The sequence below is a fragment of the Paenarthrobacter sp. 10N417 genome, from assembly GCF_056394745.1.
Map to the genome: position 1 here is coordinate 79689 of NZ_JBFTIL010000014.1, position 17866 is coordinate 97554.

The following is a 17866-nucleotide window of genomic DNA, read 5'->3' on the forward strand; positions in this document are numbered from 1 at the left end:
AGCAGCCGGCGACGGCGGCATCCCGCCCTTGGTGCCGCCGTCGCGCCCTCTTCTGTTGCAGTTATTCCGCGATGTCCTCAGCCCACAGTTCAGGGTGGTCTTCCTGGAACGTACGCATCATGTCCACGCAGCGCGGGTCGTCGAGGACCACGACTTCCACACCACGCGAACGCAGGAGGTCGAATTCGCCCGGGAACGTCTCCGCTTCGCCCACCACGACGCGCGGAATCTTGAACTGGATGATGGTTCCCGTGCACATCGCACAGGGCGCAAGCGTGGTGTAGAGCGTGGTGTCCCGGTAACTCTTTTGCCGCCCTGCCGCGCGCAACGCGGACATCTCGCCATGCGCGATCGGATCGCCATGCTGGACACGCTCGTTGTGCCCACTCGCGATGACCTTCCCGTCGCGGGCCAAAGCGGCGCCGATGGGGATTCCGCCCTCGCTGAGGCTCTTCTGTGCGGCCTCGTAGGCGGCTTCGAAAGCGGGATCGGCTGTGCTACGTGCTGTTTCAGTCATGGTGTTCCGTCCTTGGATGTTCTGGGCCGTTGTCCCAGCCTATCCAGCAGGGTTGCTCCCTCGCGCTCTTCCCCGCACGGGCCAGCGGACGTAGGCTGTGGTTCGGAGAGCCGGGAAGCCTGGTCGGCCCGCTGGCTGTTGGGCCTGCGGAACGGCTCTGGCATCCGCCTCGGTCGTTGGACCGAGGGACAGGATCCGCCATGTCATCAGCATCAGAGCCAGTCATCGACGCCGTACGGCTAGTCAAAACTTTCGGCAGGACCCGTGCCCTTGATGGACTGGATTTGCATGTCCATGAAGGCGAAGTCCACGGCTTTCTGGGCCCTAACGGTGCCGGGAAATCAACAACCCTGCGTGTCCTGCTGGGACTTATGCGCCCCAGCTCAGGAACTGCGCGGGTTTTCGGTTTGGATCCATGGCAGGATCCGGTCCGCGCCCATCGGGACGTTGCGTATGTTCCTGGAGATGTGAGCTTGTGGCCGAACCTTTCAGGTGGGGAAGTCATCGATCTGCTCACCGGGCTGCGTGGAGGCGTCGATGAACGGCTTCGCCGGGACCTCGTTGAGGAGTTTGAGTTGGATCCGCGGCGTAAGGCACGGACGTATTCGAAGGGAAACCGTCAGAAGGTGGCCCTGATCGCGGCGTTCGCCCGCCCGGCGCGCTTGTATCTGCTCGATGAACCCAGCGCCGGTTTGGATCCTGTCATGGAGTCGGTGTTCCGCCGTCAGGTTCAGCGCGTTACCGCAGACGGTGCCACGGTGCTGCTGTCCAGCCACATTCTTAGCGAGGTCGAGCATCTCTGCGAAAGAGTGACGATCATCCGGGCAGGACGGGCCGTGGAATCGGGGACGCTATCGGAGTTACGGCACCTGAAGCTCACCCATTTCAGGGTCGAAGCCACCAACTCGGCGTTGCTGACGGCCCTGCCCGGAGTGCAGGACGCCACAACTGACGGTGACATCGTTGAGTTCGATGTGGACCCGGCCGATCTTGCCACTGTTTTGGAAGCAGCCGCGACTGCCGGGATCAGCGGGCTGACGGTGTCTCCGCCGTCGTTGGAGTCCCTTTTCCTCAGCCACTACAGCAACGCGGACAGCCAGGTGCGCTGATGTCTGGCGTGATGGGACTAATCCTGATCCAGGCACGAAGGGAACGGGTGCTGCTGCCTGTCTGGATCCTGGGTATCGCTTTTCTGGGCTTCATTATCGCCAATGCCGTCGCCACTGAATTTGCTGACGAGGCATCCCGGGAGGCGATCATATCTGTGGCCGGGGCAAGCCCGGCGTTCCTGTTCGTCCGCGGACTGCCCGACGGGACCAGCATCGGAGCGGTGGTGTTCTTCCAGGGCTACGCCTTCACCGCCGTCCTGGCAGGACTGATGAGCACGTTTCTGGTCATCCGGCACACACGCACGGACGAGGAACTCGGACGGGCAGAACTGATCGGCTCTGTCCCGGTCCGCAGAGCAGCGCCCCTGATGGCCACCCTTATCCTGGGCGGGATAGCGAATCTGACCTTGGCGCTCTGTGTGGCGGCCGGTTTCCTTGCCGCGGGACTGCCGGGGTCAGGAGCCTTCACGGCAGGAGCCGCTGTGGGTGCTGTCGGGGCATTCTTCGTTGCCGTCAGTGCGGTGGTGGCGCAGATCATGCCCTCGGGCCGGGCAGCCAACGGCGCAGCCGCCGGACTGGTCGGGGCAGCCTATTTCGTGCGCGGCATCGGGGACGCCTTCGGTACCCCATCCTCTGATCTGACCCATGTGACCAGCGGATGGTTTTCGTGGCTCTCGCCCATCGGCTTGGGGCAACGATCCCGGCCGTTCACGGTCGCAGACCCAACACCGCTGCTGGTCCTGACCGCCGTGAGCCTTGTTCTGGCCCTGGCTGTCCTGGCGCTCAGGAGTCGAAGGGACCTGGGCGAAAGCCTTCTGCCCGAACATGCCGGACGGGACCGGGCAGTACCCGGGGGTAACTCCTTTCTGGGCTTGGCGTGGCGCCAGCAACGGCTGACCTTGCTGGGCTGGTGCATCTTCGCGGCCCTACTCGGCAGCATCGCCGGTGGACTGGGCCCCGTAGTCACCAACGTCATCGGTGGCAACCAGTCGCTCCGGGAGCTGATCGTCCGGCTCGTCCCTGGTGGCCGGGGTGAACTCATCGACGTCTTCACCACGGCGCTTCTGGGCATCGCGGGCGTCCTGGCCGCGGCTGCCGGCATCCAGGTGGTCCTGCGGCTCCGGGCAGAAGAAGCTGAGGGCCGGGCCGAACTTCTCCTTGCCACACCCCATTCCGCGGCACGGTGGCTGGCGGCGAACCTGATCCTCGCCACGGTGTCGGCAGTGGTCGTCGCGGCGGTCGCGGGAACAGCAGCCACCGTGGGGCTTGCCCTCTCAGGCGTCGCAAGCGGGCCGCCGGGCCTGCTGGTTGGTGCCGCCCTGGCTCACGTGCCGGCCGCCGTCGTATTCGTCGCCGTCGCAGCGGTGGCATTCGCAACAATCCCCCGGATGAGTATTGCCTTCGGGTGGGGGTTCCTAGCCGTGGGTCTGGTCCTGGGACAGTTCGGCGAACTGATGCGCCTGCCTGCTTGGCTCCAGGATCTCAGCCCGTTCCGCCACACAGCCGCGATGCCCATCGAAGCGTTCGACCCCGCAGCTGCCCTCACCATGACCGGCATTGCCGTGACCGGAGCAGGACTAGCGGCCTACCTGCTCCGACGCCGGGACCTCACCGCGTGAGATCCGCACAGTCTGCCGCATTCTTTGGGTCTGCCGATGGGGTCCTAAATTGTCGGTGCCCGCTGATAGCTTGGCTTCATGGTCCACTTCGCGTGGGTCATCCGGCAACAGGGAGTAGGTCACGGTGTTCTTTCTCGATTCGGAGATAGCTGGCGCGCCGCAGGATTTGGTGTTCTCGGCCAGCGATCTTGTCATCGCTGCCACCTGTGAGTACCAGCTGCTCCGGAAACTCGACGAAAAACTGGGCCGCTCTCCCAAAGCTGAGTTCGCGGCAGATGCCATGTTGGAGCGCACTGCAAAGCTTGGCGATGTCCACGAGCACAGGGTATTGGACGAGTTCGTGGTTGAGTTCGGGCCGTGGGACCCGGCTACAGGAAAGGGCGTCTACGACGTCGTTCCCGCCTCCGCCATGGACCGCGCCACCCTTTTGGCCAAGCATGCGGAATCCATCGACGCCTTGGGTTCCGGAGCGGATGTCGTGTTCCAGGCTGCATTCTTCGATGGCCAATTCCACGGGCGCTCGGACTTCCTGGTCAAGCGTCCTGGCGGCCAGTACGCCGTCTTCGATACCAAGCTTGCCCGCCATGCCAAGGTCACTGCCCTATTGCAGCTGGCTGCCTATGGCGATCAACTCCTTCAGGCCGGTATTACGCCGGATCCCACGGTCACGTTGGTGCTGGGCAACCGGGTGCACAGTGATCACCCGCTCGCGGAGATTCTGCCGGTTTTCAAAGAACGCCGGGAACGGTTCCTCAAAATGACCACGGCCCACATGGCTTCAGGTCCCGTCGAATGGGGCGACTCCCGTTTCTCCGCGTGCGGCCGCTGCGATTACTGCGCCGAGCAAGTAAAACTGCATCGTGACCTCCTTATGGTTGCCGGTATGCGTATCAGCCGCCGCAAGAAGCTGATGGAAGCCGGGGTCACCACCATCGACCAACTGGCCGCGCTTCCGGAAGGCGGCGACCCCACGCTGCTGCGCCTTCGGGAGCAAGCCCAGCTCCAGACGGGCACAGGAACCCCTGATGGGACCGTGAACTACACGGACAAAGCCGGGGAAGCCAAGGCCGTGAGCTACAAGGTGCTGCCGGACAACACTCTCGGCAGGCTCCCCACGCCGGACCCCGGGGACATCTTCTTTGACTTCGAGGGCGATCCCCTCTGGCAGGATCCAGCCACGGGCAAATGGGGTCTAGAGTACCTCTTCGGAGTCATCGAAAACCCCGTGGAGCCTGGCGCTGAACCGGTTTTCCGCCCGTTCTGGGCACATTCGCGGGCTGAAGAAGGCCAGGCATTCATAGACTTCCTGGAGTATGTTGCCAAGCGCCGTGCCAGCTACCCCGGCATGCATATCTACCACTACGCGGCCTACGAGAAGACGGCACTGCGCAACCTGTCCTTGACGCACGTGGTGGGCGAAACCGCCGTCGACGATCTTTTGCGCCAAGGCGTCCTGGTGGACCTCTTCGATACGGTCCGGCACAGCATCCGCGTGTCCGAGAATTCGTACAGCATCAAGAAGCTCGAGCCTCTGTATATGGGCCAGCACCTGCGCTCCGGTGACGTGACCGACGCAGGAGCCTCCGTGGTTGCTTACGCGGACTACTGCACGGCGCGGGACACCGATAACCCTGAGCAGGCTGCGGCCATCCTCGAAAGCATCAGGGACTACAACGAGTACGACTGTCTCTCAACCTTGGAGCTGCGCAATTGGCTTCTTGCCCGCGCCGCCGAGCGGTCCATCGTGCCGCAGGGCTCGGCCCCAGCAGATGCCGAACCGGACCAGACGGAACCGGACCGGTATGAGGCGGCGCCGGAAGAGAAAGCACTGTTCGACTACATCGCCGGACTGCCCGAGGACAAGAGAGCCACCCCCGATTCCCGGGCCATAGCGATTGTGGCAGCGGGCGTTGGATATCACCGGCGTGAGGACAAGCAATATTGGTGGGGGCACTTCGACCGCCTGGAAAAGCCCGTGTCTCAGTGGGAGGACGCACGCGATATATTCACGGTGGAGCGGGCTGAAGTGCTGCAGGACTGGGCTAAACCAACGCCTCGCAGTCGCCCTGCCCGGATCGTGAAGCTGCTCGGCCGTTCCGGGGACGGCGCGGGATTGGAGCCGGGCAAGACGTACTTCCGCATGTACGGTCCGCCCCTGCCCGATGCGTTGGTGGCAAATGAATCCTCCGTGCTCGGCCGTGCTGGCTGGTGGGGCACGGACGTCATTGAGGTCGGGGAGACGGACGACGCCGAGACAGTCACCATCTGCGAAGGACTTCGCAAGGACTCCACGGAGTTTAGCCAGCTACCAATGGCGCTAACGCCAGACAATCCGATTCCGACGAACGGCCAGAGGGCTGCTCTTGCAGCATTGGCCAGCAGGCTAAGGGATTCCCTGCCGGAATGGCCCCAAGATCCAGCGTTGGACCTGGTGCGAAGGAAGCCGCCAAAACTGCGCAGCCTGGAATCCCTGCCCGCCGTGGGATCCGGCCCTGATGGCTACATCGACGCCATCACTGCGGCAGTAAAGGACCTGGACCATTCCTACCTGGCCGTCCAGGGCCCTCCCGGCAGCGGCAAGACCTACGTGGGGGCCCACGTCCTGGCCCGGCTCGTGGCAGATGGCTGGAAAGTCGGCGTCGTGGCGCAGTCCCATGCCGTGGTGGAGCACATGCTCTGCGCTGCCGTGGAGAAAGCGGGCGTGGATCCAGAACGCGTGGCCAAGGAAGTGAAACACGGTGAACCGGTGCCGTGGAGTGCGTGCGCCAAGGCCGACGTCAGCGACATCTTGTCCAAACCGGGCGGTGCTCTGGTCGGCGGTACTGCGTGGGCCATGGTAGGTAAGGAAGTTCCCGCTGGCTCGCTGGATCTGCTGGTCATTGACGAGGCCGGACAGTTCTCCCTGGCGAATACGATGGCCGTGAGCCGCGCAGCAAAACGCCTCCTGCTGTTGGGTGACCCCCAGCAACTACCGCAAGTCACCCAGGGCAAACACCCTGAACCCGTGGACGAATCTGCGCTGGGGTGGTTGTCGGATGGTTACAACACGTTGCCCCCCGAACTCGGATATTTCCTCGCGTTGTCCTGGCGGATGCATCCGGCCCTGTGTGACGCAGTCTCCGAGCTCTCCTATGACAACCGACTCGAAGCAGCGCCGGCCGCATCGCTTCGCCACTTGGAAGATGCCAGCCCTGGCATCTCCTGTGTTTACGTCTCTCACACAGGCAACTCCACGAGCTCGCCCGAGGAAGCCGCAGAGGTTGTCCGGCAGGTCCAGGCACACGTGGGCCTGCCGTGGACTGACCCCTCTGATACCCCGGCGAGCCGGCCTCTCGAGGAAACCGACATCTTGGTGGTCGCGGCTTACAACGCCCAAGTACAACTGATCAAGCACGAGCTCCGTGCAGCAGGGTTGGCAAAAGTGCGGGTAGGAACAGTAGATAAGTTCCAAGGCCAGGAAGCGCCGGTGGTCATCGTCTCCATGGCAGCCTCAGCCGCAGGGGAAGTACCGCGCGGCATGGAGTTCCTGCTCTTACGCAACCGAATCAACGTGGCGGTGTCGCGCGGGCAGTGGCGTGCCGTCGTCGTGCGTTCGCCTGAACTGACCAACTACCTCCCGACGCATCCGGAGGGTCTGGAAAACCTTGGCGGCTTTGTGGCCCTATGCCAGCGCGGGGTCGCCTAAGCGCACACCCGGCCCAAGTAGCTGGCATTTGTGGTTGTTCCCAGCACTGGGAACAACCACAAATGCCAGTCAGATGGGGAGGGCGAGGGCCTCATCCAGCACACGGCCGAAATTCGTGGCGTCGTGCGCGAAGCGGCCCAGGAAGAGTCCGGAGACACCATCCAGCTGCGGCAGCAGACCGGGCTTGGCCGAGCCGCCATAGATGATGGGCAGCTCAGCCAATCCGTGGGCAGCAAGTAATGCCCGCAGAGCAGCTACAATCTGGGACACATAAGCGGCCGACGCCGGCTCTCCAGCACCGATGGCCCACACGGGTTCGTAGGCGATCACCAATTGGGAAGCGATGGACCAGTCTCCGGACACGGCCGCCTTGACCTGACCAAAGACGGTAGGGGCGGCATCTTCAGGGTCAGCAAGAACGGCCTCCCCGACGCACAGCAATGGCGTCAGGCCGGCATCGACGGCGGCACGAACTTTCAGGGCCACCATGGCATCGTCTTCGGCAAAGTACCGGCGCCGTTCGGCATGGCCGATCTCCACCAGGCCCACACCAAGTTCGGCCAGCATCGACGGTGAGACTTCGCCAGTCCACGGCCCATCCGACCAGCCACAGTTCTGGGCCCCGAGGACCAACGGCGAACCCTGAATCATCGCGGACGCTGTGGGCAGCACCGGGAATGACGGGATCACAAACGGGACCACCCGCCCGGCCCGAAGGGCCGGACGGGCGTCCACTTCTGCCAGCAACTGCTCCAGCCACGCCAGACTCTGCGCATAACCCATGTACATCTTGGTACTGACCCCAATAAACAAGGGGCCTGTAAGGGCAGCATTACTCACGGCTACTTGTCCAGCAACTCGTCGGCCTTGTTGGTGAAGGCCCGGGTGCCGAACATCATCACCGCGGCCAGGAACGGCAGGACACCCAGAGCGTAGACACCCATGGTGCCCGTGTCCGAAGCTGTGACCTGGTTGACCGTGGTGCGAAGGATCGGTGCGACGAAACCGCCGAGGTTGCCCAGGGAGTTGATCAGCCCGATACCCGCAGCCGCAGCAGTTCCGGTGAGGAACGCCGTCGGATATGACCAGCAGATAGGACCGGTCGACAGGAAGCTGCACACCGCGAGGCTGATGAAGATGATGCCGAGCGCCGGAAGGTGGTTGGCGCCGGCCCAGGCTGAACCGAAGATGCAGAGCCCTGTGGACACGAACAGTGCCGTGCCCCAGCGGCGACGACGTGCCACCGTGTTTGCAGCCTTGCCCACGAAGTAGCAGGCAAAGATCCCGAAGAACCACGGGATAGCGGCCAGAAGTCCGACGGCGAGCCCCACCTTTTGGCCGGTGAGCTGGGACACCTGCTGCGGCAGGTAGAACGTGACGCCGTAGACCGCGATCTGCAGGCAGAAGTAGATGACGGTGAAGTACCAGACACGGCCATTGCGCATGGCAGCCAGGACGCCGCGCGGACCTGATTCTTCCTTGACGGTGTCTTCCAGTGCCATGACATCTGTCAGGGCAAGCTTCTCTTCCTTGCTCAGGAACTTGGCATCCTGTGGGCTGTTGATGAGGAAGAAGAAGGACGCGATGCCTGCAACAATGGCCAGCGAACCTTCTACGAAGAACATGACCTGCCAGCCTGCGACACCGGGAACCTGGTCACCAATATTGATGAGCCAGCCGGACAGCGGAGCTCCCAGCATCTGGGAGAGAGGCTGAGCCAGGTAGAAGATGGCGAACATCTTCACACGGACTTTGTTGGGGAACCAGGCGGCGAGGAACATGATGACGCCTGGGAAGAGTCCTGCCTCGGTGACACCCAGCAGGAAGCGGAGGATGATGAACGACGTCTCGCCTTGCACGAAGGCGAAGCACGCGGACACTATGCCCCAGGTGATGGCGATGCGGGCAAGCCAGACTTTGGCGCCGAACTTGGTAAGCAGCAGGTTGCTGGGGATCTCGAACAATGCGTAGCCGATGAAGAAAATACCGGCACCCAGGGCATAAGCACCTGCTGTGATGCCTTTGTCCACCCCAAGGGCGGCTTCGGCGAAGCCCACATTGGTGCGGTCAAGGAATGCCACCACATACAGGATGACGAGCATCGGCATCAGCCGCCGAGAAGCCTTGGATATGGCCGACTTCAGAATCGGCGAATCCAGCAACTCCTTAGTGGAAGTTGAGGCAACGGACATTGAAACTCCTCTTTGAGCAATCAGTTGGGGTTGAGATGGCTAACGCAGCGCGCCATCAGCGCGGGAAGAAAATGAGCACCATGCCCACTGCGCAGGCAAGGATGCCCACGGCAAGGTAGATCTTGCGTTCTCTGGTCCAGGCCTTCATATCGTCAGGGTCTTCATATCGGGGAAGCCCTAGTGCATGTACAGACCGCCATCCACATTCAGCGTCTGGCCGGAGATGTATCCGGAGTCCTCGCTGATGAGGAAGGCGATGGCGGCGGCGATGTCCCTGGTGGAGCCCACGCGGTTCACCACGAGGTCCTTGGTCAGTTCGTCCTTGCGCTCCTGGCTCAGAGTGCCACCCATGATGTCGGTGTCGATGGGGCCCGGTGAGATCGCGTTGACGGTGATGTCGTATTCACCAAGTTCCCGGGCTGTGGCACGGGTCAGGCCGATAACACCGGCTTTGGCAACAGAGTAGGGCGTCTTGGAGAACGTTCCGCCACCGCGCTGGGCAGAGACCGAAGAGATGTTCACGATGCGGCCGATCCGGTTCTTCACCATGGATTCGGCCACCCGGCGGGTGGCGTAGTGGACACCGTTGAGGTTGATGCTCAGCACGCGATCCCACTCAGCAGGTTCGAGTTCCAGGTAGCCGATGGGCGAACTGACGCCGGCAACATTGGCCAGGGCGACGATCTGCGGCAGCTCGGCTTCCAGTTCATCGATCGCAGCCCGGACTTCGGTTTCGCTCGCGACGTTCGCGCCGACTCCGTGGGCCTGGACCCCGTATTCTGCAGCGACTTCCTTCGCTGCAGCCTTGCAGGCGGCGTCGTCAAGATCGATGATGCCGATATTCCAGCCTTGGGCGGCCAGGTAGTTCACAGTGGCGCGGCCGATGCCGCGCTCGGAAACAGCGCCGGTGACGATGGCGGTGCGTTCAGCGGGGAAAGTGCTCATGAAGGATCTCCTAAAAACGAACTAGTTGATGGGTGCCGGGCCAAGCTCTTCAATGAGCTTTTGCATGGCGACGTAGGCCTTGTTCCGATATGCGATGAGTTCCGGCGTGCGCTCGGCCGGGACGTTGAGGAACCCTGCGCCGGTCTTGGTGCCGAGCTTGCCTGCCTCAACGAGGTCCGACAGGATCTTCGGCGTCGCAAACCGCTCCGGGAAGCCGGTCTGCAGGGACTTGTAGCAGAAGTTGTAGACATCCAAACCGGCCATGTCCGCGATCGCGAAGGGACCAAAGAACGGCAAGCGGAAGCCGAACGTCGTACGCACCAGGGTGTCGACGTCGTCCGCTGTTGCGATGCCCTGCTCCACCAGTTGCGCAGCTTCGTGGAACAGCGCGTACTGCAGGCGGTTGAGCACAAAACCCGTAACGTCCTTCACGACGGCGGTCTGCTTACCCGCCGCGTGAACCAGCTCGCGGGAGGCAGCTACAGTGGCGGCGTCAGTGCCTGCGTGCGGAATGACCTCGACGCCCGGAATGAACGGCGACGGGTTGGAGAAGTGAATGCCCAGGAACCGCTCCGGGTTGCTCACGGCTTCTGCCAGGGCGGCAATGGAAATGGTGGAGGTGTTGGAGCCGATCAGGGCGTCCGGCCGGGCGGCGGCGCTGATCCGGGCGAGCGTCTGGTGCTTGATCTCCAGGACCTCGGGAACGCATTCTTCGATGAAGTCGGCATCAGCAACGGCTTCCTCGATGTCCTTCGCAGCCCACAGGTTCTGCTTGAGGATTTCAGTGGATCCCGCCGGGAACAGACCATCGGCGATGAACTGATCGGATTCGACCAGCAGGCGGTCGAAGTTCTTCTGCGCGATCTCGGCAGAGACGTCCGCCAACGCCACGCGCGCCCCACCGAGCGCCAGGACCTGGGCAATGCCGCCGCCCATGTAACCGGAGCCGACGACGGCGATCTTCCGGGCTGCGTTTTCCACTGTGCCTTCGGTTGCTTCAGAAACGGTCATGATCAAACTGCCTTCGTGTAGTCGGGCTCGTAGGAGCAAATGGCGTCCACCTTGGCGGCGGAGGATGAATTTTGGTCAAAGCGGTGGCCGAGCCATTCCCCTACGAGCTTCTTGGCCAGTTCCAAGCCAATCACCCGTTGCCCGAGCGTGAGGACCTGCGCGTTGTTGCTTAGTACGGATCGTTCCACCGAGTAGCTGTCGTGGGCCGTAACCGCACGGATTCCGGGGACCTTGTTGGCCGCGATGGCCACGCCCAGCCCGGTGCCGCAGATCAGGAGGGCTCGATCGAAGTCACCGTCAGCTACCTTGCGGGCGGCGTCAACGGCGACGTGGGGATAGGCCGTGGAATCGTCGGCACCCACTCCGACATCGGTCACAGATGCAACGCGCGGGTCGGATTCCAGCAGTGCCAGAAGTGCCTGCTTATATTCCACTCCGGCTTCGTCATTGCCGACGACGATGCGCCAGCCTTGCGTAGTGCTCATTTTCAGGCTCCATTTCCGGCCGGAGCCGCTGAAGCAGCGCTGGCCAGTAGTGAATCGATGTGTTGGGAGATCCTCGTGGCGATCAGGCCAAAGGAGACTGCGCCGGGATCCGGGTGGCCAAGACTTTTCTCGGCAAGTGGGCGCGCCCGGCCCTTGAGCGGCCGCAGTTCAGCGGTCTGCGCGGCAGCCAATTCAGCAGCCGCAGCGGCTGCTGCCAGTGCCCGATCCACGGGCGCACCGCCGTGGAGCTCGGTCAGGAACGCATCCCGGAACGGCAAGAGGGCGTCCACCATGGTCTTGTCTCCGGGCTCGGCCTTGCCGAGTTCGGTAATGGCCAGGACAAAGGCATTCACCGCGTCGGCGGCATCCGAGGAGCTGTACGTTTCACGGTTCCCGAGCGACTGCCCGGCCGCAATGACCGCCGAGCCCCACAATGCGCCCGAAGTTCCGCCAGCCCGTTCGCTCCATGCTTCGCCGGCCGCGAGGAGGATTCGCGCTACCGAGGAGCCGGATGCGGATTCGCCTGCCGCAGCCGCAGCGTCGACGCCGCGACGCATGCCGATTCCGTGATCACCATCGCCGGCGATAGCGTCCAGCTTGCCGAGCTCGTCTTCGTGTTCGACGACGACGTCACGCACCTGGGCGAGGATGGCCACGGCCTGCCGCCCGAGTTCCGCTGCCGCCGGGGTGGGCTGTTCGACGTCGGCGGTTTCGGCGTCGACGATTGCTGCCTCGGCGCGTGCTGCACGGGGTGCCATGCTGCCCTTGCGGAAAGCGGGGGTATCGGCGGGCGCGGCCCAATACTGTTCGAGTTCATCGTCCAGCCAGAGCAGTGTCAGGGACAGTCCGGACATGTCCAAACTGGTCACTAGCTCGCCGCACTCCGGTTCAACAACGGTGAGACCAGCGCCGGTGAGCAGCTTCTCGAGCTTGCCGAACAGCAGGAAGAGCTCGTCATACTTCACTGTGCCCAGGCCGTTCACGATCGCCACCACGCGGTCCCCGGCGTCGTCGGGCTTGTCCGCGAGCAGCTTGGAAACCAGAAGCTCTGCAAGCTCGGACGCGGTGGGCATCGGGTGCTCGGAGATGCCGGGCTCACCGTGGATTCCGAGGCCCAGCGACATCTGCCCGGCAGGAACGTGGAACAGCGGATCCTTGGCACCCGGAAGAGTGCAGCCGTCGAAGGCCACGCCCAGCGAGCGAGTGCGGTAGTTGGTTTTGATGGCCAAACGCTCGACGTCGTCGAGGTTCAGTCCCGCTTCGGCGGCGGCGCCGGCGATCTTGAAGACTGTCAGGTCGCCTGCGATGCCGCGGCGCTTCTCGAGTTGATCGATCGGCGCGCTGGCGATGTCGTCCGTGACGGTGACAGTGCGCGTTTCGATGCCCTCGGCGTTGAGGCGGAGTTGTGCCTGGCCGAAGTGAAGGACATCGCCAGCGTAGTTGCCGTAGCTCAGCAGGACTCCGCCTCCAGCATTGGCCGCTTTGGCCACGCGGTACACCTGGCCAGCTGCGGGGGAGGCGAACATGTTGCCGCAGGCCGAGCCCGTTGCGAGCCCGGGGCCGACCAGTCCAGCGAAGGCCGGGTAGTGCCCGGAACCGCCGCCGACCACCAGAGCAACTTGCCCGGCAGGCACCTCGGTGGAGCGGACCACGCCGCCATCTACCCTGGCAACATAGCCGCGATTGGCAGCCACGAAACCGTCCAAGGCTTCATCGGCAAAGTCTGCCGGGTTGTCGAAAATCTGTGTCATTTCCTAGACTCCTGCGAGCTGGTTTACCGGTGTCTGGCGTCCTTGGGCTACTTCGCTCTTGCCGAGTTTGTAACCCTCGGTCTTCGGCAGGACGTGGCGGCGCAGGTATTCCTGGTTGCTGGCCGTGACGCTGAGTCCGTCGCCACCGTAGTGCTCGGTGCAGAGGATGCCTTGGAATCCGACCGAGAGTGCGAACTTGAATGCCTCGCGGTAATTGATCAGGCCGCTTTCCATCGGTGCCGGCATGGTGATGTAGCTGTCGCGGGCCACATCTTCGTCGCGGATGTAATTCTTCATGTGCCAATAGTTGGAGTACGGCAGGGTCTTGGCCACCATCTCGCGCCAGTCCTCGATAGGACGGTGCAGGCGGATCAGGTTGCCCAGGTCCGGGTTGAGGCCGACGTTGTCCAAACCGATGTCCTGGACCAGCTGCACTGATGAATCCGCGGTGCCGAGGTAGGTGTCCTCGTACATTTCCAGGGAGATGAGGATGCCCGCCTCTGCTGCATGCTTGCCAAGTTCACGAAGTCGGGAGACGGCGCTGCCCCACATTTCCTTGTCCTCTACCGGGTCCTTGTAGCCCTCCACCGTCCAGAACCACAGCTGCTTCTGCTGCTCCGGAGTGAGGGCCTGGTGAAGACCAAAAGACACGACCTCGCAACCAAGCTCTGCAGCGGCGTCGATGGTGCGGTGGCTGTAGGCGAGATTGTCGGCCCAGTCCGTCTGGTGGATGACGCTGCTGCGGATTGCGGAAATCACCGGCACTCCGATGCCCACTTCGTCAGCCGTCTGCTTGAACTCGGCCAGGCGCTCGTTGCTGAGATCACCCGGACGGACCCAGCTGTCCGTGAGGTCGGCGTTGGCAAAGCCCGCCTCCTTCACTTCCTGCAGGACGGCAGCCCAAACGGAAGCATCGGCGTCGTTCACGTGTTGTCCTGCAGCGTCTGCCCCGGGGAACTGCAGGAGGGCCGCGGTGATGGGCCAATTCTCGGCGGTATACGCCATGATGATCACTCCTTCGTGGAATCCTGTTTCCTATAGGATTTACGATCCAAGCAAAGCTGTCAACCCTTTTCGCGAAACTTCCTAGATCCTATATGTCTTACATATGTCTGTGAAGGGGCTCACTCAGCGCATGAAAAAGGCCCGCCGCACCAGCGGCGAGCCCTTATCAAGCAGCAGTATTCAGTCCTCCGGCGCGTCAGTAATGGCCCGACCCCGCACCTTTTCCACGTGATTGACCATTGCGTCGGCCGCTTTCCCGGGGTCCCCGCTCGTCATCGCGTCGAGGACGGCTTGGTGCTCGGCGATAGCCTGCTCTGCATCTGTGATCCCCACTCCCCCAAACAACCTGAAGCGCTGGATCTGCCCGCCCAAAGTGTTGTAAGCGGCGAGCAGGAACTGGTTCCTGGCTTGCGCCGCGATCAATTGGTGGAAGCGCTCGTCAGCCTCAAGGTAGCTGCGGTACTCAGCAAACGTGCCGCCCCGGGGTGCAGTCTTGAGATCCTCGACCGCTTGCTTCAGGGCGTCCAGGCCCTCGGAAGTCATGCGCTCGCACGCAAGGCGGGCATTCACGGGCTCAATCGAAAGCCGGGCTTCCATGAGTTCAGCGAAATCCTCGCGTGTGAACACGGGAGCTACCCGATACCCTTTCAACGCCACGCGCCGCACCATGCCCGTATGCTCCAGTCGCGCCAACGCTTCACGCACCGGGGTGGGAGAAACGTCCAGTTCCCGCGCCATTCCGTCGATGCTGACGGCGGCCCCGGGTTCGAGCCGACCATCCATGAGCCACTCGAGGAGGGCTTCATAAACGTGATCGGCCAACACCTGGCGGCTGACGGGAAAGCCCGGGCGGGGAAGAGCCGGCGAAGGTTCAGACATGCCACAAATCCTATAGGAAGCAGGACGTGACTTACCCAAGTAAGTCGCAGTTGAGCGCCTTCTGAGCACTCAAAACGCGCTCAACTGCGACTTACTTGGGTGGCCACACGTTAAACCACGACGTCGGCACTCCGGTGAGTGCCGACGTCGGATTTTGCCTGGGGTGCTGCGCTTTAGTTCGCGTAAAAGGGGTAGTCCGTGTAGCCCTCGGCGCCCTCGCCGTAGAAGGTGGAGGCATCGGGCTCGTTGAGCGGGAGGCTTTCACGCCAGCGGCGGGCGAGGTCCGGGTTGGCAATGGCCGGGCGGCCCACCACAACGGCATCGGCGAGGCCATCGGCGACGATTGCCAGGGCTTCATCGCGTGTCGTGATTTCGCTGAAGCCGGTGTTCACCAGGAACGTGCCATTGAAGCGCTGGCGAAGATCCTGGACCAAGGTGCCCTGCGGGTTGTGGTGCAGGATGCTCAGGTACGCCAGGTTAAGCGGCGCAATGGTCTCCACCAGCACTTCGTAGGTGGCGCGGACGTCCGCGGCATCCGTCTCGGCGATGCCCTGCACATTGTGTTCCGGGGAGATCCGGATGCCCACGCGGTTGGCGCCCAGTGCCTCGACCACGGCATTGACGGTCTCGATCACGAACCGGGCGCGGTTCTCCGGGGAGCCACCGTAGCTGTCGGTCCGGACGTTCGAGTTGGGCGCAAGGAATTCATGCAGCAGGTAACCGTTGGCGGAGTGGAGTTCCACGCCGTCGAATCCTGCCTCAATGGCGTTCTTCGAGGCGGTCACAATCTCCTGGATGACTCCCGGAAGCTCGTCCGTGCGGAGCTCGCGCGGCACCGGGTATGCCTGCTTGCCGTTCGGAGTGCGGACATCGCCGTCGATGGCAACGGCACTCGGGCCCACGATTTCGTGGCCACCCGTGATGTCCGCGTGGGAAACGCGTCCACCGTGCATGATCTGGGCAAAAATACGTCCGCCTTCAGAGTGAACGGCGTCGGTGACCGTCTTCCAGCCTGCAATCTGCGCTTCCGTTACCAGTCCCGGCTGACCCGGGTACGACTGACCGGCCGGCGTCGGGTACGTTCCCTCGCTGACAATCAGCCCAAGGGAGGCGCGTTGCTGGTAGTGCTCGGCGATCAGTGAACCCGGAATTCCGTCGGCGCCGGCCCGCAGCCGGGTCAGCGGCGCCATCACCAGTCGGTTGGGAAGTTCCAGCTCACCAAGGGCCAAGGGGGAAAACAGCATGCGCAGTTCCTTTCAGAATGAATCGGGGTTCACTCTGGGCAACTGTGCAGCGTATGCAACTATTCCGAATGAGTGGCAGATCACATGGCTTAGCCCTGGCCGCGCAGCCTCATAGAGTCGTCGAAGCACTCGCAAAGAGCCAGGACGGCAACCAGATGCGCTTCTTCGGCATGGGGCGGATCCGTGTCGATGCAAATTGCTTCGTTGACAGCCTGGGCAAGGTCCTTGGACTCCTTGCCAGTCAACGCCCACACCCGCGCTCCGGCAGCTTTCGCCGCGGCAGCGGCCTCGCGGAGATCGTCCGTGATTCCCTTGGCGGCGAGCAACACTACGATGTCGCCGCGCCGGACCAAGCCTGGAATCTGGTCACTGATGCTTCCGCGGGCCCCGTCGTTGGGGCTATTGCTGACAGATATGGCCTTGAAGGCAGAACCATCTCTGGGGTCGTGGGCCGCCAGTTCGGAGGTGAATCTCTGTGCTTCGTGCGCAGAGCCATCGCTGCCGGCAGCAAACACGCTGCCGCCACGAAGACGGACACGGGCCAGTTCTTCTCCCCATTCAGCGAGCCGCGACGATTCACGACGCAGGGCCGCTACTGCTGGGCCGATCTCGCCCAAATGGCCAAGAACAACGTCAACTGCATGCCTGTTCTGCCTTGAATCCATCGAGCGCACCTGTCCCGGTCGCCTTACCACGATGCTCACTTCCTGCCTCCGTTTCACCGTAGGAACTTACACGTTCCTATCTCCGTCCCGCCTGGAACCGTCCCGCACAGAACCGTCCCGGGTAGAGCCCTCCCGCGTAGAGCCTTCCCTCGTAGAAGCCTCCCGCAAAGGCTCTTCCCTGACGGCGCCTTCCCGTGCCGAGCGATCCCGTGTCATCCGTTCGTCGCTTGTATCCATGTCCCGTGTATCCATGTCACGGTCACGTCCACGATCCGTATCGTGCTCCCGGTCGCGGCCAGTCCTGACATCGGGATCCACTTTGTCGGCGTGGCGCAGGTGCTCCTCAACGCGCCCGCTGGCTTCTTGGGCCTTCTCCGCGTGCCGGTCTGCTTCGCGCCGGAGCCGGTTAGCCTCGACTTCCGCCTGAACCGCCGCTGCTTCGGCTTGTGCCGACTGGGCCTTCGCCTGATGTGCGCCGACGGCTTCCTGGTCTGCCTTCTCGCGCAATTCCCCTGCGCGACGGCGATTGACTTCGGCCTTCTTCTTGCGCCCAACTACCACCGCAATGATCACAGCTGCGACTACGACGACGGCCAACACGATGATCAATACCAGTTGCCCCGTATCCATGTGGATTGCCTCCCTCGTGAACGGCTTTGTTTGGGCGCCGTCCCTAGCCCACGCTGTGCTTAGTACCCAAAGTTGTACCCATCCCGTGTTCGTTCCAAACGCTTTCTGATCACGTGGACAGTTATCTCC

General features: G+C 62.9%; 15 protein-coding genes. 3 read left to right on the forward strand and 12 right to left on the reverse strand.

Annotated features, from left to right (window positions below):
- Positions 1-61: 61 nt before the first annotated feature.
- On the reverse strand, positions 62-517 hold the full coding sequence (locus tag AC1DCM_RS17130; protein ID WP_477519142.1) for a nucleoside deaminase: 456 nt from the start codon (positions 515-517) through the stop codon (positions 62-64).
- A gap of 200 nt (positions 518-717) precedes the next feature.
- Here AC1DCM_RS17130 and AC1DCM_RS17135 point away from each other — a divergent pair, with 200 nt between their 5' ends.
- The 3 genes from AC1DCM_RS17135 (at position 718) to AC1DCM_RS17145 (ending at position 6930) form a co-directional block, all read left to right on the forward strand.
- Positions 718-1626 carry an ABC transporter ATP-binding protein gene (locus AC1DCM_RS17135; RefSeq protein WP_477519143.1) on the forward strand — a complete coding sequence of 303 codons (909 nt, stop codon included), beginning with the start codon at positions 718-720 and terminating at the stop codon, positions 1624-1626.
- Positions 1626-3245: an ABC transporter permease gene (locus AC1DCM_RS17140; RefSeq protein ID WP_477519144.1), complete on the forward strand. Its 1620-nt coding sequence runs from the start codon at positions 1626-1628 to the stop codon at positions 3243-3245. Before AC1DCM_RS17135 ends, AC1DCM_RS17140 begins: the two co-directional genes overlap by 1 nt.
- 124 nt (positions 3246-3369) lie before the next feature.
- Positions 3370-6930: a TM0106 family RecB-like putative nuclease gene (locus tag AC1DCM_RS17145; protein WP_477519145.1), complete on the forward strand. Its 3561-nt coding sequence runs from the start codon at positions 3370-3372 to the stop codon at positions 6928-6930.
- Positions 6931-6999: 69 nt separating this feature from the next.
- Here the strand turns inward: AC1DCM_RS17145 and AC1DCM_RS17150 are convergent, their stop codons facing one another.
- From AC1DCM_RS17150 to AC1DCM_RS17200, 11 genes are all read right to left on the reverse strand, one after another.
- Complete coding sequence (locus AC1DCM_RS17150; protein WP_477519146.1) at positions 7000-7770, reverse strand: triose-phosphate isomerase family protein; 771 nt, start codon at positions 7768-7770, stop codon at positions 7000-7002.
- A gap of 2 nt (positions 7771-7772) precedes the next feature.
- Positions 7773-9122 (reverse strand): MFS transporter, encoded by a 1350-nt coding sequence (locus AC1DCM_RS17155; RefSeq protein WP_442002481.1) that lies wholly within the window; start codon positions 9120-9122, stop codon positions 7773-7775.
- 177 nt (positions 9123-9299) lie between these two features.
- On the reverse strand, positions 9300-10067 hold the full coding sequence (locus AC1DCM_RS17160) for an SDR family NAD(P)-dependent oxidoreductase (protein ID WP_442002480.1): 768 nt from the start codon (positions 10065-10067) through the stop codon (positions 9300-9302).
- 21 nt (positions 10068-10088) lie between these two features.
- Complete coding sequence (locus AC1DCM_RS17165) at positions 10089-11078, reverse strand: 3-hydroxyacyl-CoA dehydrogenase family protein (RefSeq protein ID WP_477519147.1); 990 nt, start codon at positions 11076-11078, stop codon at positions 10089-10091.
- A 2-nt stretch (positions 11079-11080) separates the two neighbouring features.
- Positions 11081-11563: a ribose-5-phosphate isomerase gene (locus tag AC1DCM_RS17170; RefSeq protein ID WP_477519148.1), complete on the reverse strand. Its 483-nt coding sequence runs from the start codon at positions 11561-11563 to the stop codon at positions 11081-11083.
- 2 nt (positions 11564-11565) lie between these two features.
- Entirely contained in the window at positions 11566-13314 is a 1749-nt protein-coding gene (dhaL, locus tag AC1DCM_RS17175) for a dihydroxyacetone kinase subunit DhaL (RefSeq protein WP_477519149.1), read from the reverse strand.
- A 3-nt stretch (positions 13315-13317) separates the two neighbouring features.
- Positions 13318-14319: a sugar phosphate isomerase/epimerase family protein gene (locus tag AC1DCM_RS17180; protein WP_477519150.1), complete on the reverse strand. Its 1002-nt coding sequence runs from the start codon at positions 14317-14319 to the stop codon at positions 13318-13320.
- Positions 14320-14499: 180 nt separating this feature from the next.
- On the reverse strand, positions 14500-15198 hold the full coding sequence (locus AC1DCM_RS17185; RefSeq protein ID WP_477519151.1) for a GntR family transcriptional regulator: 699 nt from the start codon (positions 15196-15198) through the stop codon (positions 14500-14502).
- Between the two features lie 173 nt (positions 15199-15371).
- Positions 15372-16442, reverse strand: coding sequence for an alkene reductase (locus AC1DCM_RS17190; RefSeq protein WP_477519152.1), 1071 nt, complete (start codon positions 16440-16442; stop codon positions 15372-15374).
- An 89-nt stretch (positions 16443-16531) separates the two neighbouring features.
- Positions 16532-17107 (reverse strand): SIS domain-containing protein, encoded by a 576-nt coding sequence (locus tag AC1DCM_RS17195; protein WP_477519153.1) that lies wholly within the window; start codon positions 17105-17107, stop codon positions 16532-16534.
- A 66-nt stretch (positions 17108-17173) separates the two neighbouring features.
- Positions 17174-17737, reverse strand: coding sequence for a hypothetical protein (locus AC1DCM_RS17200; RefSeq protein ID WP_477519154.1), 564 nt, complete (start codon positions 17735-17737; stop codon positions 17174-17176).
- Positions 17738-17866 lie beyond the last annotated feature (129 nt).

Bases quoted from the DNA above. Each gene is read 5' to 3' on its own strand.
- AC1DCM_RS17130 (WP_477519142.1), bottom strand. From the start codon at position 517: ATGACTGAAACAGCACGTAGCACAGCCGATCCCGCTTTCGAAGCCGCC.
- AC1DCM_RS17135 (WP_477519143.1), top strand. From the start codon at position 718: ATGTCATCAGCATCAGAGCCAGTCATCGACGCCGTACGGCTAGTCAAA.
- AC1DCM_RS17140 (WP_477519144.1), top strand. From the start codon at position 1,626: ATGTCTGGCGTGATGGGACTAATCCTGATCCAGGCACGAAGGGAACGG.
- AC1DCM_RS17155 (WP_442002481.1), bottom strand. From the start codon at position 9,122: ATGTCCGTTGCCTCAACTTCCACTAAGGAGTTGCTGGATTCGCCGATT.
- AC1DCM_RS17160 (WP_442002480.1), bottom strand. From the start codon at position 10,067: ATGAGCACTTTCCCCGCTGAACGCACCGCCATCGTCACCGGCGCTGTT.
- AC1DCM_RS17165 (WP_477519147.1), bottom strand. From the start codon at position 11,078: ATGACCGTTTCTGAAGCAACCGAAGGCACAGTGGAAAACGCAGCCCGG.
- AC1DCM_RS17170 (WP_477519148.1), bottom strand. From the start codon at position 11,563: ATGAGCACTACGCAAGGCTGGCGCATCGTCGTCGGCAATGACGAAGCC.
- dhaL (WP_477519149.1), bottom strand. From the start codon at position 13,314: ATGACACAGATTTTCGACAACCCGGCAGACTTTGCCGATGAAGCCTTG.
- AC1DCM_RS17180 (WP_477519150.1), bottom strand. From the start codon at position 14,319: ATGGCGTATACCGCCGAGAATTGGCCCATCACCGCGGCCCTCCTGCAG.
- AC1DCM_RS17185 (WP_477519151.1), bottom strand. From the start codon at position 15,198: ATGTCTGAACCTTCGCCGGCTCTTCCCCGCCCGGGCTTTCCCGTCAGC.
- AC1DCM_RS17190 (WP_477519152.1), bottom strand. From the start codon at position 16,442: ATGCTGTTTTCCCCCTTGGCCCTTGGTGAGCTGGAACTTCCCAACCGA.
- AC1DCM_RS17195 (WP_477519153.1), bottom strand. From the start codon at position 17,107: ATGGATTCAAGGCAGAACAGGCATGCAGTTGACGTTGTTCTTGGCCAT.
- AC1DCM_RS17200 (WP_477519154.1), bottom strand. From the start codon at position 17,737: ATGGATACGGGGCAACTGGTATTGATCATCGTGTTGGCCGTCGTCGTA.